This window comes from Streptomyces sp. CB02923, assembly GCF_001905005.1.
GTDB lineage: Bacteria > Actinomycetota > Actinomycetes > Streptomycetales > Streptomycetaceae > Streptomyces.
This window is the reverse complement of sequence record NZ_LWKZ01000003.1, coordinates 317,173-332,388: the sequence shown is the minus strand read 5'-3', so window position 1 is coordinate 332,388 and position 15,216 is coordinate 317,173. Positions and strand designations below refer to the sequence as shown.

The 15,216-nt window shown below is 73.3% G+C and carries 12 protein-coding genes; 5 read left to right on the top strand and 7 right to left on the bottom strand.

What is annotated here, in order from left to right; all coding sequences use genetic code 11:
* Positions 1-294: 294 nt before the first annotated feature.
* Both A6A06_RS08455 and A6A06_RS08450 read right to left on the bottom strand, forming a co-directional pair.
* Positions 295-1,338 carry a helix-turn-helix domain-containing protein gene (locus A6A06_RS08455; protein ID WP_242440634.1) on the bottom strand — a complete coding sequence of 348 codons (1,044 nt, stop codon included), beginning with the start codon at positions 1,336-1,338 and terminating at the stop codon, positions 295-297.
* Between the two features lie 168 nt (positions 1,339-1,506).
* Positions 1,507-2,646 carry a S1 family peptidase gene (locus A6A06_RS08450; protein ID WP_079193893.1) on the bottom strand — a complete coding sequence of 380 codons (1,140 nt, stop codon included), beginning with the start codon at positions 2,644-2,646 and terminating at the stop codon, positions 1,507-1,509.
* Between the two features lie 455 nt (positions 2,647-3,101).
* Here A6A06_RS08450 and A6A06_RS08445 point away from each other — a divergent pair, with 455 nt between their 5' ends.
* From A6A06_RS08445 to A6A06_RS08430, 4 genes are all read left to right on the top strand, one after another.
* A complete protein-coding gene (locus A6A06_RS08445) occupies positions 3,102-4,604 on the top strand; it encodes an SDR family oxidoreductase (protein ID WP_073760548.1) in 1,503 nt (500 codons plus the stop codon).
* Positions 4,605-4,854: 250 nt separating this feature from the next.
* Complete coding sequence (locus tag A6A06_RS08440) at positions 4,855-5,667, top strand: DNRLRE domain-containing protein (protein WP_073760547.1); 813 nt, start codon at positions 4,855-4,857, stop codon at positions 5,665-5,667.
* Between the two features lie 156 nt (positions 5,668-5,823).
* Positions 5,824-7,104 (top strand): VWA domain-containing protein, encoded by a 1,281-nt coding sequence (locus A6A06_RS08435; protein ID WP_073760546.1) that lies wholly within the window; start codon positions 5,824-5,826, stop codon positions 7,102-7,104.
* On the top strand, positions 7,104-7,943 hold the full coding sequence (locus tag A6A06_RS08430) for a hypothetical protein (RefSeq protein WP_073760545.1): 840 nt from the start codon (positions 7,104-7,106) through the stop codon (positions 7,941-7,943). The genes A6A06_RS08435 and A6A06_RS08430 overlap by 1 nt, the downstream gene beginning before the upstream one ends.
* Positions 7,944-8,025: 82 nt before the next feature.
* On the opposite strand, the gene A6A06_RS08425 is transcribed toward A6A06_RS08430, so the two are convergent.
* The 5 genes from A6A06_RS08425 to A6A06_RS08405 all read right to left on the bottom strand — a co-directional run bounded on the left by A6A06_RS08425 (position 8,026) and on the right by A6A06_RS08405 (position 12,740).
* Positions 8,026-8,256, bottom strand: a complete 231-nt coding sequence (locus A6A06_RS08425; protein WP_073760544.1) for a phosphopantetheine-binding protein — start codon at positions 8,254-8,256, stop codon at positions 8,026-8,028.
* 5 nt (positions 8,257-8,261) lie between these two features.
* Complete coding sequence (locus A6A06_RS08420) at positions 8,262-8,894, bottom strand: isochorismatase family protein (protein WP_073760543.1); 633 nt, start codon at positions 8,892-8,894, stop codon at positions 8,262-8,264.
* 56 nt (positions 8,895-8,950) lie between these two features.
* The gene (locus A6A06_RS08415) at positions 8,951-10,612 is read right to left on the bottom strand and encodes a (2,3-dihydroxybenzoyl)adenylate synthase (protein ID WP_073760542.1); all 1,662 of its coding nucleotides are present in this window, start codon (positions 10,610-10,612) and stop codon (positions 8,951-8,953) included.
* Complete coding sequence (gene dhbC, locus A6A06_RS08410) at positions 10,609-11,814, bottom strand: isochorismate synthase DhbC (protein WP_073760541.1); 1,206 nt, start codon at positions 11,812-11,814, stop codon at positions 10,609-10,611. Before dhbC ends, A6A06_RS08415 begins: the two co-directional genes overlap by 4 nt.
* Before the next feature lie 137 nt (positions 11,815-11,951).
* Entirely contained in the window at positions 11,952-12,740 is a 789-nt protein-coding gene (locus tag A6A06_RS08405; protein WP_073760540.1) for a 2,3-dihydro-2,3-dihydroxybenzoate dehydrogenase, read from the bottom strand.
* Between the two features lie 109 nt (positions 12,741-12,849).
* Between A6A06_RS08405 and fhuB the strand changes: the two genes are divergently transcribed.
* On the top strand, positions 12,850-15,195 hold the full coding sequence (fhuB, locus tag A6A06_RS08400; protein WP_242440633.1) for a Fe(3+)-hydroxamate ABC transporter permease FhuB: 2,346 nt from the start codon (positions 12,850-12,852) through the stop codon (positions 15,193-15,195).
* Positions 15,196-15,216: the final 21 nt, after the last annotated feature.

Genomic DNA, 15,216 nt, shown 5'->3' with positions numbered 1-15,216 from the left:
TCCGCTTTCCGTTTCCGGCCCCTGTTGGAGCGGGTTTGTTTCGCGCCTTCCGGCGTGATCACTACTTTAGCGGTTTTCCCCGGTGACTGCTAATCGAGTCGCGGTTCTGAATTTCGGCATGCCGAAATTCATCCCGTTCGAGGGCCGTGCAGTGGTGATGGTGCCGCCGGTGTGGCGTGAGGGGCTGCCGCGGTTCCTGTCGGCTCCGTGGCAACTCGGAGAACACTACACGAAGGCCGGGGGCTGGAGACGCCCCCCTCCACCCCCACGCCGGGCGCCGATTCGATGGTCGGATCAGCCCGGTGCGCCGCGCCGCCCGTTCCAGAGGATGCCGTAGACGCCTGCGCTGCATTTCGCGGGCAGGATGTGGACGCTGTGCGAGACGTCCAGGGTGAGAGGCCGGATGTCGGACCGGTCGGCTCCGGTGTTCTGCCGGTAGTAGCCGTAGGCGGCCGACGGAACGTGCCGCGGGTGGAAGTAGATGTGCAGGAGGTACTGCCGCACGCTCAGGGGCAGGGTGCGCTCGTGGTGCTCCGAGGGCTTCCAGCGGAGGCCGACGTCGAGGGTGTAGTTGATGATCGCGGTTTCGCCGCGGCCGAGGGCGCGGCCGAAGTCGATGTCGAAGACCGCGGACCCCAGCTCCTGCCGGAACCGCAGGGCGCTCAGGCGCCCGCAGTCAACGGTCACCTGGACGGAGGGGGTGTCGGGGTCGTCCAGCTGGTGGTGGGCGGTCAGCCGGCGTACGCCGTCCCGTGTGGCCCGTACGACGTTGCTGACCGTGTAGCGCGCTATGCACCCGTAGGCGTCGAGGTGCACGGTTTCCTGGACGGAGAGGGAGACCAGGTGCTCGTTGAACCGGTAGGCGTCGGCGCCGAGCGCTTCCGGCAGCGGGGAGCCGGGCGGGTGGACGTGGGACAGGGCTTCGGCCATCTTGACCCCCGTGACCAGGGCATTGCCCCGCGGGCGGCGGTGGCTCAGGAGACTCTGCAGGGCGCCCGGCGCGGTGCCGAGGATGGCTTCGACCTCGCCCACGGCGCGCAGCGACTGCCGGCGCTCGGGCTGGCTGCGGCCACGCTGCCAGTGGCTCAGTGTCGCGGAGCTGATGGAGATGCCGCGTACGGCGAGGTGGTGGTGCAGCCGTTGCAGGGTCAGGCCGCTGGCCTTGAGTGCCTGGCGGAACGCTTCCCCGAACGTTTCGTGGACCGGCTCCCCCGCCCGTTCCGATATCCCTTCCGGCCGCGTGTCCGAGCTGCCCGGCCGCGTGTCCGGCCCGTCCGCCCACGCCGCCGCCCCGTCCGGTGGCTCCGCTGCCGGTTCTGGGTGATCTGACGGGTTCATCGGCGAGGTGCTCCCGGTCGGCGGAAGAAGTCGGCAGGACTGCCGCTCCGGAGGGAGGGCAGTCCTGCCGCTGCGGATCATCGGCAGAGTGTTACCGACGGTATACCTACGCCGTGCGGTGGGGCGCCGTCAGCCGGCCGCCGTACCGCGGTGTGCATCACCGCCCGGTCAGGCGGTGGTGAGGCGCAGTCCGTAGTGGTTCAGTGCGTCGTCGAGGGGCTGGAAGTAGGAGGTGCCCTCGCCGTACACACCGTTGCACCGGTTGGCGGTGAGGCCGCCGGAGGTCACGCCCTGGCCCTGATTGCCGGAGACCCAGGCGCCGCCGCTGTCGCCGCCCAGGGTGCACACGGTGCTCAGGCCCAGGTGGGAGACGAGGGTGTCGGGCTGCCCTTCGTCGGAGTAGGTCACCGAGTAGTTGTAGGACTTGATGGATCCGCAGGTCCAGCGTGAGGTGGCGCCGGATTTGCAGATGTCCGAGCCGACCGGTGCGCGTCGGCTGCCCTTGACGGCGACCTCGCCGCCGTTGCCCCACGTACCTATCCGGGGGGCGATGGCCGTGCCGGGGTCGACGGCGGCCAGCCCCATGTCGATGCTGTTCCGGCCGTGCTGGAAGCGGGTCGTGATGCCCTTGGCGAAGTGGGTTCCGTCGTAGGTGAGGTCCGGCAGGTTCTCGACGCAGTGCCCTGCGGTGACCAGGACCTGTCGGCCGGCGGAGTCGCGGGCGCCGAAGCCGACCGAGCAGTAGTGGTTGCCGTAGTCCATGCGGCTTCCCGGGTAGACGGTGGCGGCGGTCGTCGCCGCCTCGCCGTGGCCGCTCTTCAGCGCGACTGCCGGACCGTAGGACGCGGCCTGCCGGAGGAATGCCGGGTCGGCTGCCGCGGAGTCGCCGCTGAGCCGGACGACGACCTGGTTCGACGCGGGCTCCACACCCCAGCCCTGTACGCCGGCGGGCAGGTGGCGGGCGGCCGCCTTGTCGAGCGCTGCCTTGATCCCGTCCAGCTCGTCGGCGGTGTGCCGGACGACGCGTGCCGTGAGGCCGGCGGCTTCGACGTCATGGGCCGCCTGCCGGGCCGTGACGTTGACCGTGAGCTTGCCCTTGGCGTCGAAGAAGGCGCCTCGCGTGTCCGCGCCCGAGGATTGCAGCGATTTCTGCTGGGCGGCCTGCGAGTCCAGTCTTCGTACGGCGATGGTGTCGTCGATGCCGAGTGAGTCGGCGAGGGCCCGGACCAGCTGCTTCTGGTAGTGCCCCGGTCCGGTGGCGGAATCGGCCGGGGGAGCGCCGTGGGCCGTTACCGCACCTGCCGACATGAGCAGGGCCGCCGTAGCGGCGCCGGATACCAGGATTGCGCGTGGACGCAGCACGGTGTCTCCATTTCCGAGAGGCCGCTGACCGCGGCCCGGCGAGGGGGAAGGAATGCGGACCGGTGTGGGGGACCGGCCCGCATTCGAGGAGAACTCTCGTGGCGAGGCCCGTGCATGACAAGACTGGTGATCGAAGGTGAAATCAACAGAACCGCGGCCAACTGTTTACGGTGAAGTTCGGCGCCCCTTTTCCGGAATGGCCTGGACCAGTCGATTCCCCGGGTCTGCGGACCCGACCGCCACGCGCGGCGGTGCTGATCATGGCGCCGTCGGCGCCGGGGTTTCGCCCATCCGGCAGGCCCCCGATCCGGTGGAGGGGGCAGCCCCAGCCCTCGCGGCGTGGGTCATCGGTGCCGGTGCGGGTACCGGTACGGGCCTGGGACGGCTAAGGGAGGCGTGGCGTGGAACGGTGTCTGGTGACCGGGGCGACCGGGTACATCGGCGGGCGGCTGGTGCCGGAGCTGCTGGCGGCGGGGTATCCGGTGCGGTGTCTGGCGCGTACGCCGGGCAAGCTGCGGGACCATCCCTGGTCGGGGCAGGTGGAGACGGTGCGGGGCGACGTCACGGACGCGGAGTCGCTCACGGCGGCGCTGGAGGGCGTCGGGGTCGCCTACTACCTGGTGCACGCGCTGGGTTCGGGCCGGGACTTCGAGGACACCGACCGCCGGGCGGCCCGTACCTTCGCCGCGTGCGCGCGGAAGGCGGGGGTGCGGCGGATCGTCTATCTGGGCGGTCCGGTGCCGGAGGGCGTCGACCGGGACCGGCTCTCGCCGCATCTGCGGTCGCGGGACGAGGTGGGCCGCATCCTGCTGGAGTCCGGGGTGCCGACCGCGGTGCTGCGGGCCGCCGTGATCATGGGTTCGGGCTCGGCGTCCTTCGAGATGCTGCGGTATCTGACCGAGCGGCTGCCGGTCATGGTGACGCCGAGCTGGGTGCGTACCCGTATCCAGCCGCTGGCGGTACGGGACGTGCTGCACTACCTGGTGGGGTGCGCGGCGCTGCCGGAGTCGGTGAACCGGGGCTTCGACGTCGGCGGGCCCGATGTGCTGACGTACCGGCAGATGATGCAGCGCTACGCGCGGGTGGCGGCGCTCCCCCGCCGGCTGATCGTGCAGGTGCCGGTGCTCACGCCGGGGCTGTCCAGCCACTGGGTGGGGCTGGTGACGCCCGTGCCGGCGGGCATCGCCCGGCCGCTGGCGGAGTCGCTGCGCCACGAGGCGGTGGCCGCGGAGCACGACATCGCGCGGTACGTGCCGGATCCGCCCGGCGGGCTGACGGGCTTCGACCGGGCGGTGGAGCTGGCGCTGCGGCGCGTACGGGAGGCGCGGGTCGCCACCCGCTGGTCGTCGGCCTCGGTGCCCGGTGCCCCCAGCGACCCGCTGCCGACCGATCCGGACTGGGCGGGCGGCAGTCTCTACACGGACCGCCGGGCACGCGCGGTGGATGCCTCGCCGGAGGCGCTGTGGGAGGTCGTCGAGGGCATCGGCGGTGAGAACGGCTGGTATTCCTTCCCGCTCGCCTGGTCCCTGCGGGGGTGGCTGGACCGGCTGGCGGGCGGCGTCGGGCTGCGCCGGGGGCGGCGGGACGCCCAGCGGCTGCGTGCCGGGGACTCGCTGGACTTCTGGCGGGTCGAGGAGATCGAGCGGGGGCGGCTGCTGCGGCTGCGTGCGGAGATGCGGCTGCCCGGCCTCGCGTGGCTGGAGCTGCGGGCCGCCCGGGACAAGGCGGGCCGTACGGTCTACCTGCAGCGGGCGGTGTTCCATCCGCACGGGCTGGCGGGTCACGCGTACTGGTGGAGTGTCGCGCCGTTCCACACGCTGGTGTTCGGCGGGATGGCGCGCAACATCGCCGCCGCGGCGCGCGAGCGGGACGCGCAGCGGGCGCGGGAGGGGCGAGCCGCGTAAGCGCGGGGAGCCGCGTAGGGAAGCCGACGCCGCCCGCCGCCGGTCCGGCAGCACCCGCCGTACGCCCGGCTGCACCCGCCGTACGTCCGACACCACCCGTCTGCCGTCACCTCCCGTCCTCGCCGTTCCGACGAACGAGTGAATTACCGGGTGGGTGGCGTCCCCGGTCGGGCGCAGGGGCGGCGCGGCGTGCGGGCGGCGGTGGCGGGCCCTTGTACGTTCGGCCCCTCCCGGCAATGAGAGGTGCGCAATGCCCACATCCCGTTCCCTCACCGGCTGGAGACCGTCCGGCCCGTGGTATCCCGTACTGGTCTGCGGCGTCGTCGGCGGACTGGCCGTTCCCACAGCATGGGCGGCGGGTTCCGACGCCCACGACACGAAGTCACGGCAGTCGGCGGCGCAGCAGGCCGAGTTCCGGCAGGCCTCCGAGAAGGCGGCCGATTCCGGTCAGCGGGTGGAGGTGCAGTCGCAGCGCACCGACACCGCGCGTGTGTACGCCAACCCGTCCGGCACGTACACCACCGAGCAGAGCCTTTCCGGGCCGCGCACCCCGCGGGGCCCCGTGGGCCTGTGGACCAGCGTCAACAAGAGGTATCCCGACACGTCCTACTGGGCGAAGACGGGGGACGTGGCGCGCGTCGGCCACGAGAGCCAGACGGGCGGCACCTGGCGCTCGTTCATCACCATGGGCACCAGGGATCTGCAGCGGACCGGAAAGATCGAGAGTGCCAGGTTCCGGATCAGGAACACCTACTCCTGGTCGTGCGCCAAGCGGCCCGTCCAGCTGTGGGACACCGGCCGGGCCTACAAGAGCACGACCTGGAACAAGCAGCCGAGATGGTACAAGCTGCTGGACACGGTCAACGAGGCGAAGGGCCACGACAGGCGCTGCCCGGCCGGTGACCTGTCCTTCAACGTCACCGGCAACGCCCGTACGGCGAAGGCCAACAACTGGGCGGACATGACCCTGGGGCTGCGGGCCGCGAACGAGAACGACACCTACGCGTGGAAGAAGTTCGCTCCGAGCACCGCCAAGCTGGACGTCACCTGGACCAGGGGCTGAGTCCACCGCGTTTCCCCGGCCGCCCCGGTGACCTCACGGTTCGCCGGGGCGGCCGGCTGCTGTCCGCGGGCGGCTGCCGCGGCCCTGGCGCCCCATCAGCACCTCCCGTGAAGCCTCGTTTTGGAACCGGAGCCGGATCCTCACTACGATCCGGCGATGATCACAAGAAAACGGCTGGCGGCCGGGGCGTGCGGCCTGCTCGCCGCCCTGGCCGTGGGGCTCCTTCCCACCTCCGCCGCGGCGGCCGACGAACCGGATGCGAAGAAGCCCTCCCCCAAGGTCGAGCTGGTGCTCGACGTCAGCGGCTCGATGCGGGCCCGCGACATCGACGGGCAGAGCCGCATGTCGGCGGCGAAGCAGGCGTTCAACGAGGTGCTGGACGCGGTGCCGGGCGAGGTCCAGCTCGGTATACGTACCCTCGGCGCGAACTATCCGGGACCGGACCGGCAGACCGGGTGCAAGGACACCAAGCAGCTCTACCCGGTCGGGCCGCTCGACCGGACCGAGGCGAAGACGGCGGTGGCGACGCTCGCCCCCACCGGCTGGACGCCGATCGGCCCGGCCCTGCTGGGCGCGGCCGACGACCTCAAGGGCGGTGACGCGACCCGCCGGATCGTGCTGATCACGGATGGCGAGGACACCTGCGCCCCGCTCGACCCGTGCGTGGTGGCGCGGGAGATCGCCGCCAAGGGCATCCACCTGACCGTGGACACGCTCGGTCTGCTGCCGGACGCGAAGACCCGCAAGCAGCTCAGCTGCATCGCGGAGGCCACCGGCGGCACGTACACCTCCGTCCAGCACACCAGCGAACTGCGGGACCGGGTGCACCAGTTGGTGGACCGTGCGGCCGATCCGGTGGTGACTCCGGTGGCGACGCAGGGCGCGGACCAGTGCGCCAAGGCTCCGGTGCTCAAGCCGGGCCTGTACAGCGACCGGGAGAAGTTCGCCGAGCACCGCTGGTACCGGGTGGACGTACGGCCGGGTCAGGAACTGCGGGCTTCGGTGAGCATCGGCGCCGACCGCGCCGTCGGCAACGACTACGGCGTCCTGCTGCGGGCCTCGACCGTGCACGGCCGGGAGATCGTGCGCGGTTCGGAGGCGGGCGACGGGCGCACCGACGTCATCTCGTCCGGGCTGCGCTACCCGAAGGCGCCGCTGAAGAACGCCGACGGTGACGCGAAGGACGCGCCGGAGACCGTCTGCCTCCAGCTGAGCAACTCCTTCGCGGCGCCCGCGTCGGTCAAGACGGAGCCGGGGCTGCCCGTGGAGCTGGCCGTCGACGTCGTGGACGGTCCGTCGGACGCCTCGGACGTGGCGTCCTTCGGTCTGGGCCGCGGCTGGTGGCTGCTGGGCGCGCTGGCGCTGGCCGGTCTGGTGGCCGGTCTGCTGTGGGGCTGGCTGTCGCGCTGGCGTGTCGCCGTCTGGAGGACCAACTGATGCGTACGCGTACGTTCGTGACCGCCGCGCTGCTGGCGGGTACCGCGCTCTTCGGTGCGGCGGGCCCGGCGGGGGCCGACAGTCCGTCGCCGTCAGCGTCGCCGAGCGGCAGCGCCGCGGGGCCGACGGAGGCGGGTACGTCGTTCCGTACCGCGACGCCGGTCAAGGCGGGGCAGCGGGCGACGGCCGGGGCGTCCACCGGTGACTACCTGTACTGGGCGGTGCCCGTGGACACCGGGCAGCGCGCCACCATGAAGGCGAAGGTGTCGCTGCCCAAGGCGGCCCGCCACGGGGCGGCGACCTGGCAGCTCGACGTGTACGACGGGCTGCGGCGCCGTCAGGCGTGCTCGTACGGCGCGCAGACGAGGGCGGCGGCAGCGGACGCCGCTTCGGTGGAGCTGTCCTGCACGCTGCGGACGGTCCGTTCCTGGGCGGAGCAGTCGTCGAACGATCCGCTGCCGGGCACGTACTACGTGCGTCTGACGGTCACCGATCTGCCGCAGGACGATCTGGGGCTGCCGGTGCACGCCGAGTTCGAGCCGGTGGTCGACGAGGCGGGCGGTGCGTACGCGGTGGACGGGAAGCTGGCCGCGCCGCTCGTGCCGGGGGCGGCCACGGCGAGCCCGGAAGGCGTGCAGAGCGCGTCGCCGGAGCCGTCGGCGACGGGCAAGCGGTCCGCCGCCGCGTCCGAGCCGGACGGCGGCTGGTCCTCGGGCCGGTGGTCCGACCGGTGGGTGTGGACGGCGGTGGGCGGTCTGCTGGCGGCGCTCGCCGGGATCGGCGGGTACGCCATGACGCGCGGCAGGGGCCGCCCGTCGCGGGTGCCGCCGGGCGTCTGACAGCACCTCGGTCATACGGAGCGGGGCGGTGCGCGGAGTGGTCCGCGTACCGCCCCGCCGCCGTACGGAAGGGCGCCGGCGCTCAGCCGGTGACGCCGAGCAGCACCGCCCACTTCTCCAGGGCGGGCTCCTCCGACAGGTCGGTGACGGCGACCTCGATGCCGTGGTCGCGGTTCCAGCGGCCGGCCAGGGACATCAGGCGGACCGAGTCGAGGCCGTAGTCGACGAGGTTCTCGTCGTCGGGGATGTCGGCGGGGTCCTCGCCGAGGACGTCCGCCACGTCGTTGCGCAGCTGCGCCAGCGTCATTGCCATGGTGGTCAGTTCCCTTCGAAGACGGTGCCGGTGGTGGTGACCACGGCGCACTTGCCGGCCGCCCAGCGCAGCGCCATCGCGTGGTCGTCCGCGGAGAAGTCGGCCACCGCGTCGGCCACGAGGAACGCCTGGAGGTCGCGCATCCACGCGTCGCAGGCGGTCATCAGCACGCCGATGTGGGCGTAGACGCCGGTGATGACGAGCTGGTCGCGGCCCAGGTCGCGCAGTCGTTCTTCGAGGTCGGTGCGGACGAAGCCGCTGTACTTCCACTTGGTCAGCACGGTGTCGCCGGGTCCGGGGGCGACCGCGTCGGCGATGGCCGCCGCGTGCTCGTCGGCGGGCAGGCCGGGGCCCCAGAAGTCCTGCTGGAGGCCGCGTTCGGCGGGGCTCTGGCCGCCGGGCTGCGCGGTGTAGAGGACGGGGATGCCGAGCCGGGCGGCCTCTTCCTTCAGCGTTGCGACGTTGCGCAGCAGGTCGGTGACGGGGGATGCCTGGGTGTCGTAGGCCGTCAGGAAGTAGTTCTGCAGGTCGTGGACGATCAGGACGGCGCGCGAGGGGTCGGCCTTCCAGTCCACGCGGTTCGCGGGCAGGTCGCCGGCGGACGGCATGGGGTAGGGGGCGATGGCGGGCAGGGCCATGGTGCGGTGCGGTCCCTTCAGGACGGGTCGGTGCGGTGCGGTGCGGGGTCGGGCGGTCAGGACGGGTCGGCGGCGCCGGTGGCGGCGGACCTGAGGTCCTTCTTGGAGATCTTGCCGACGCCGGTCTGCGGGAAGGCGTCCACGAACACGACGCGGTCGGGCACCTTGTAGGCGGCGAGGCCGCGGGCGCGGATGAACTTCTTGACGGCGACGGAGGTCACCGGTTCGGCGCCGGAGCGCAGGATCACGTAGGCGAGGGTGCGTTCGCCCAGGTACGGGTCGGGTTCGGCGACCACGTTGGCGTCGTGGACCGAGGGGTGGGCGAGCAGGTGGTTCTCGACCTCCTCGGCGGCGATCTTCTCGCCGCCGCGGTTGATCTGGTCCTTGGCGCGGCCCTCGACGACGAGGTGGCCGGTGGGGGTGAGCCGGACGACGTCGCCGGTGCGGTAGAAGCCGTCCGCGGTGAAGGAGCGGGCGTTGTGCTCGGGTGCCTTCCAGTAGCCGCGGATGGTGTAGGGGCCGCGGGTGAGCAGGTGGCCGGTCTCCCCCACGGGCAGGTCGTGGTCCTGGTCGTCGACGACGCGGATCTCGTCGTCCGGGGAGATGGGCCGCCCCTGGGTGGTGACGATGGTCTCCTCGGGGTCGTCCAGCCGCGTGTAGTTCACCAGGCCCTCGGCCATGCCGAACACCTGCTGGAGGGTGCAGCCGAGGGTGGGGCGCACCCGCCGGGCGGCCTCCTCGCTGAATTTGGCGCCGCCCACCAGCAGGACGTCGAGGCTGCTCAGGTCGTGCGGCGTGTCCGGGGCGGCGTCCGTCCAGACCAGTGCGAGCGGCGGGACGAGGCCGGTGAGGGTGACGCGTTCGCTCTCGATGAGGGGGAAGGCCACTTCGGGGGTGGGCTGCGGGCTCAGCACGACGCGGGCGCCCGCGTACAGGGCGCCGAGGGAACCGGGCGAGGAGAGCGGGAAGTTGTGCGCGGCGGGCAGCACGCACAGGTAGACGCTGTGTTCGTCGACGCCGCACAGCTCGTTGGAGCCGCGCAGCGAGTAGATGTAGTCGTCGTGGGTGCGCGGGATGAGTTTGGGGACGCCGGTGCTGCCGCCGGAGAGCTGGAGGAAGGCGAGGTCGTCCGGTGCGGGCTCCTCCCGGGCCGTCGTGCCGGCGGGCGGGTCGGCCGGTACGGCGTCGAGCGCCTCGAAGGGGCCCGGGTCGCCGCCGGTGACGAAGACCTGGCGCAGGCCCGGGACCTGGTCCTGGACCGTCGCGGCGAGGCCGCGGTAGTCGTAGCCGCCGTGTTCGGCGGCGATGACGTAGGCGGCGGCGCCGGTGAACTCGCAGAAGTAGCGGATCTCGGTCTCGCGGTGTGCGGGCAGCGCGAAGACCGGGAGGGCGCCGAGGCGGAACAGCGCGAAGACGACCTCGAAGAACTCGGCGACGTTGGGGAGCTGGACCACGACGCGGTCGCCCCGGCCGATGCCGCGCGCGTGGAGTCCGGCGGCGAGCCGGTCGGCGCGGCGGTCGAGTTCCGCGTACGTCCAGCGGCGGCCGTCGCCGGCCGGGTCGACGACGGCGACCCGGTCCGGGTGGGCGGCGGCCCGGTCGCGCAGCATCTGCCCGAAGGTCTCGCCGCGCCACCAGCCCGCGGCGCGGTAGCGCTCGGCGAACTCCGCGGGCCAGGCGGGGGCGTGGGTGTGGGCGTAGGTGTACTGATCGGTCACAGCTCGGCTCCGACGGCGCTGAGGAAGGTACGGAACTTGGCTCCGGTCTCGGCGGTCTCGGCGCCGGGATCGGAGGCGGCGACGATGCCCGCGCCCGCGTACAGGCGCAGGGAGCGTTCCTCGGCCTCGGCGCAGCGGATGGTCACCACCCACTCGCCGTCGCCGGAGGCGTCGCCCCAGCCGACCATACCGGTGAAGAAGCCGCGGTCGAACGGTTCGGTGTCGGCGATCACCTGGCGGGCGGTGGCGGTGGGGGTGCCGCAGACCGCCGGGGTGGGGTGCAGGGCGCAGGCCAGTTCCAGCGCGGAGGTGTCCGGCGTGGCGAGGGTGGCGGTGACGGTGGTGGACAGGTGCCACATGGTGGCGGTGCGCAGCAGGGTGGGCTGCGCGGGGACGTCGAGGCCGGTGCAGTACGGGGCGAGTGCCCGGTGGACGGCGTCCACGACGACGGCGTGCTCGTGCAGGTCCTTGGCGGACTCCAGCAGCGCGGCGGCCCGGCGGACGTCCTCGGCGAGGTCGTCGCTGCGCGGGATCGAGCCGGCCAGCGGGTTGGCGACGACCCGCTGGCCGCGGCGCGAGACCAGCAGTTCGGGGCTGGCGCCGAGGAGGGTGCGGCCGGGTGCGGTGGGCAGCGCGAAGGTGTAGCCGGAGGGGTCGCGGCGGGCCAGGCGCTGGAGCATCGCGGGGATGTCGAGGGCTTCGGGGGTGGTCAGTTCGAGGGTGCGGGCCAGGACGACCTTGCTGAACTCGCCGCGCCACATGCGCTCGACCGCGGCGGCCACGCCGGCGCCGTACACCTCGGGGGCCGGTACGGGTCTGATGTCCCAGGCGGCGGCCGCGGGCGGGTCGGCGGGCAGCGCTATCAGCGGGTCGGCGGTCAGCGGCGGCGCGGTCTGCGCGGTGGCGGGTACGGCGAGGGCGGCGGGGGCCGTCTGGTCGAACGGTACGGCGCCCATGACCAGGGGCGCGGCGTGTCCGGCGGCCTGCGCGGCGTCGAGGGTGGCAGCGACCCGCTGCGGCAGGGGGCGTTCGTCGTGGGGGACTTCGCTGTGGGTGCCCTGCGCGAGGATGGTGCGCGTGGGCGTGCCGAGGAAGCGGGCGCCGGGGGTGTAGGCGCCCAGGAGTGAGGTGACTGCTCCTACGGCGGGGTGGGCCGTCTCGGCGAAGGGGACGTGCGTGGCGACTTCGGGTGCCGTCGGCACGGGAGCTCCAATTCTCGGAAGGGTGCGAGGTTCCGGGGAAGGCTGATACGGGTCGTGGTGCGCAGGGGTGTCCGGTGAGCGGTTGCGCGGTGGTGCGTGCGTCCCCGGCGGCCGGTGGGCGGCGGGGCGCGGGCGGGTCAGCGCAGGGTGGCGCCGCCGTCGACGTACAGCTCCTGCATGGTGATGTGCCGGGCCCGGTCGGAGGCGAGGAAGACGACGGCGTCCGCGATGTCGGACGGGTCGGCGATCCGGCCGAGGGGGATGCCGGTGCGGTACGTCTGCGGGTCGCCGGCGATCACGCGGCGGGGTGCGTCGTCGTCGGTCCACAGGGCGCGTTGCATGGCCGTGTCGGTGGAGCCGGGCGCGACGATGTTGCAGCGCACGCCGCTGCGGGCGAGTTCGAGCCCCAGGCACTTGGTGTACATGGCTGCCGCGGCCTTGGAGGCGGCATAGGCGGCCATTCCGGTACGGGGGACTCCGGCGGCGTTGGAGCCGACGGTGACGATGCTCCCTGAGCCGCGTTTGACCATGTGCGGTGCGATGGCCCGGGTGGTGTGGAAGACGCCGGTGGTGTTCACGGCGAAGGTGTCGGCCCAGTCCGCGTCGGACAGCTCGGCGGCCGGGCCGGGACGCAGGATGCCGGCCACGTTCACCAGGACGGCGATCGGGCCGAGTTCGCGCTCGACGCGTGCGACGGTGGTGTCGACCGCGGTGCGGTCGGTGACGTCCATGACCTCGGCGGTAACCGTTCCCGTGGTGCCGCTCTCGGGCGGCGGGACCGCGGGTGCGGTGCGGTCGGTGGCCACGACGTGGGCGCCCTGTCGCGCCAGGGCCGCGGCGACAGCGGCACCGATGCCCTGCCCGGCGCCGGTCACCAGCGCGATGCGCCCGGTGAATTCGGCGCGGCCCGGTATGTGCTCAGGCATGAGCAACCTCCCCATTTGTTAGGCAAGCCTAACCTAATATAGGACAGGAGCCCAGCCACTCCGGCATTCCGCGCGCACGCGGGGCAAATGGTTAGGCTAGCCTCACCTTATGCAAAAGCAGTGCACGGGTATAGCCGCCCCGCCCCACGAACACGGCGCCGAGGGCGGCACGTTGCCGGGCGCGGTGGCGCAAAAGGACGCCCGGCCCGCTGCCGATGACCCGCGCTTTGCCTCCGCGGAGCCCGGAGCGGCCCCCGGAGCGGAGCCCGGATCGGACCCCGGCGGCCGTCCCGCGGACAGCACGCGCCGGACCGTCGCGCTCGCCGTGGCGGGCTTCGCCGCCGCCGTCCTCGTCCTCGCCGCGGTGTCCCTGTGCGTCGGCGCCGGGGAGGTCGGCGCGAGCGGCGTCCTGGACTACCTGCTCGACCGCGGCGGCGCGCGCAGCGACCCGCGGCTGGCCCTGGTCGTCGGCGACCTGCGGCTGCCCCGTACGCTCACCGCCCTGCTCGTGGGCGGCGCGCTCGGCGTCGCCGGGTGCCTGCTCCAGGCCGTCACCCGCAACCCGCTCGCCGAGACCGGGCTGCTCGGCGTCAACGCCGGGGCCTCGTTCGGTGTCGTCGCGGGCATCGCGCTGCTGGGCCTGGACAGCGGCTACGCCTACCTCGTCTGCGCGTTCGCCGGGGCGGTCGTCGCCAGCGGTCTGGTGCTGCTCATCGCGGGCCGCCGGGGCGGCGGTTCGCCGATGCGGCTGGTGCTGGCCGGGTCCGCGCTGGGCGCCACCTTCGGCGGGCTGACCAGCGTGATCGTGGTGAACTCGGCCGAGACCTACGACCGGTTCCGGTTCTGGGTGCTCGGCTCGCTGGCGGGTGTCGAGGGCTTCGGCGAACTCGGCCGGCTCGCGCCCGTGCTGGCCGTGGGTTTCCTGGTGGCGCTGCTGGTCGCGCGGCCGCTGTCCGCGCTGGCGCTCGGCGACGACCTGGCCCGCAGCCTCGGCCACCGGCCGCCGGTGATCCGTACCGTCGTCGCCGTCGGGGTGACGCTGCTGACCGCGGCGGCCGTGGCGCTGGCCGGTCCCGTCTCGTTCCTCGGGCTGCTGGCGGGCTTCCTGGCGCGGGCGGTCGCCGGGACCCGGCTCGCCGCCCGGCTGCTGCTGGCCGGGCTGATCGGCGCCGCCGTCCTCGTCCTCGCGGACGTGGCGGCCCGGGTGGTCTCGCGCCCGTTCGAGGCGCCGGTCTCCGTCATCGTGGCGCTGATCGGCGCGCCCGTCCTCATCGGCATCGTCCGGTCCCGGCAGCTCACCGCGATGGGCATGACCGAGCCGGCCACCGAGGAGCGGGCGCCGGGCAAGGCGGCGCGCGGGGCGCTGCACGCGCTGCGGCAGCGTCTCCCCCGCCGCGGGCCGAAGTCCGCCCGGGTGCGCCCCGCCGACACGTTCGTGCTGCGCCGCGGCCCGCTCTCCTTCCTCGTCGCCCGGCGCGCCACGCTCGCGGCGCTCCTGCTGGCCGCGCTGCTCCTGCTGGCCGTGGTGCTCTCCGCGTACGCCGGGCAGAGCGAGATGGGCGTGGGCCGTACGTTTCGCGCGATCTTCGGGGAGGGGGACCGGTTCGACGTCCTGCTGGTGCAGAAGTTCCGGCTCGGCCGCATCGTGGCCGGGCTGGCGGCGGGCGCCGCGCTGGGCCTGGCCGGCTGTCTCACGCAGACGCTGGCCCGCAACCGCCTCGCCACACCCGAACTGCTCGGCGTCAACGACGGTGCCACCGCCGCCGTCCTGCTGTCCGTCACGCTCAGCGCGACCGGCACGTTCGGCGCCTGGTGGGCGGGTCCGCTGGGCGCGCTGGCCGCGGCGGTCGTGGTCACGGTGGTCTCCGGCGGTCTCGGGCAGCGCGGTTACCGCGTGCTCGTCGTCGGCCTGGCGATGTCCGCGCTGGCCTCCGCCGTCACCCAGGTGGCACTGTCCCGGCGCTCGCTCAACTCGGCGAGTTCGCTGTACGTGTGGACCTCGGGCAGCCTCAACGGGCGCAGCTACGCCGTCGCCGTACCCGTCCTGATCGGCCTGGCCGTCCTGGTCCCGCTGAGCCTCGCGGTCGCGCGCCATCTGGGCGTGCTGCGCTTCGACGACGCCACGGCCTCGTCGCTGGGTTCCGCTCCGGGCCGTACCCGCGCGGTGTGCCTGCTGCTGGCGGTGGCACTGGCGGGGCTGGCCGTCGGCATCTGCGGGCCGGTCGGTTTCGTGGCGCTGGCCTCCCCGGTCATCGCGTCGCGGCTGGCGGGGCCGCTGCGGGTGCCGCTGGTCGGCACGATGCTGACGGGCGCGCTCCTGGTGGTGGCGGCCGACACGGTCGGCAGGATCGTTTTCGCGGGCACGGAGGTGCCGGTGGGCGTCGTGACGACCGTGCTGGGCGGGCCTTTCCTGCTGTGGGTGCTGCTGGGCCGTTCGGCAGCCACCCGTGTATGACGAACGCGTCGTTCTGACGCC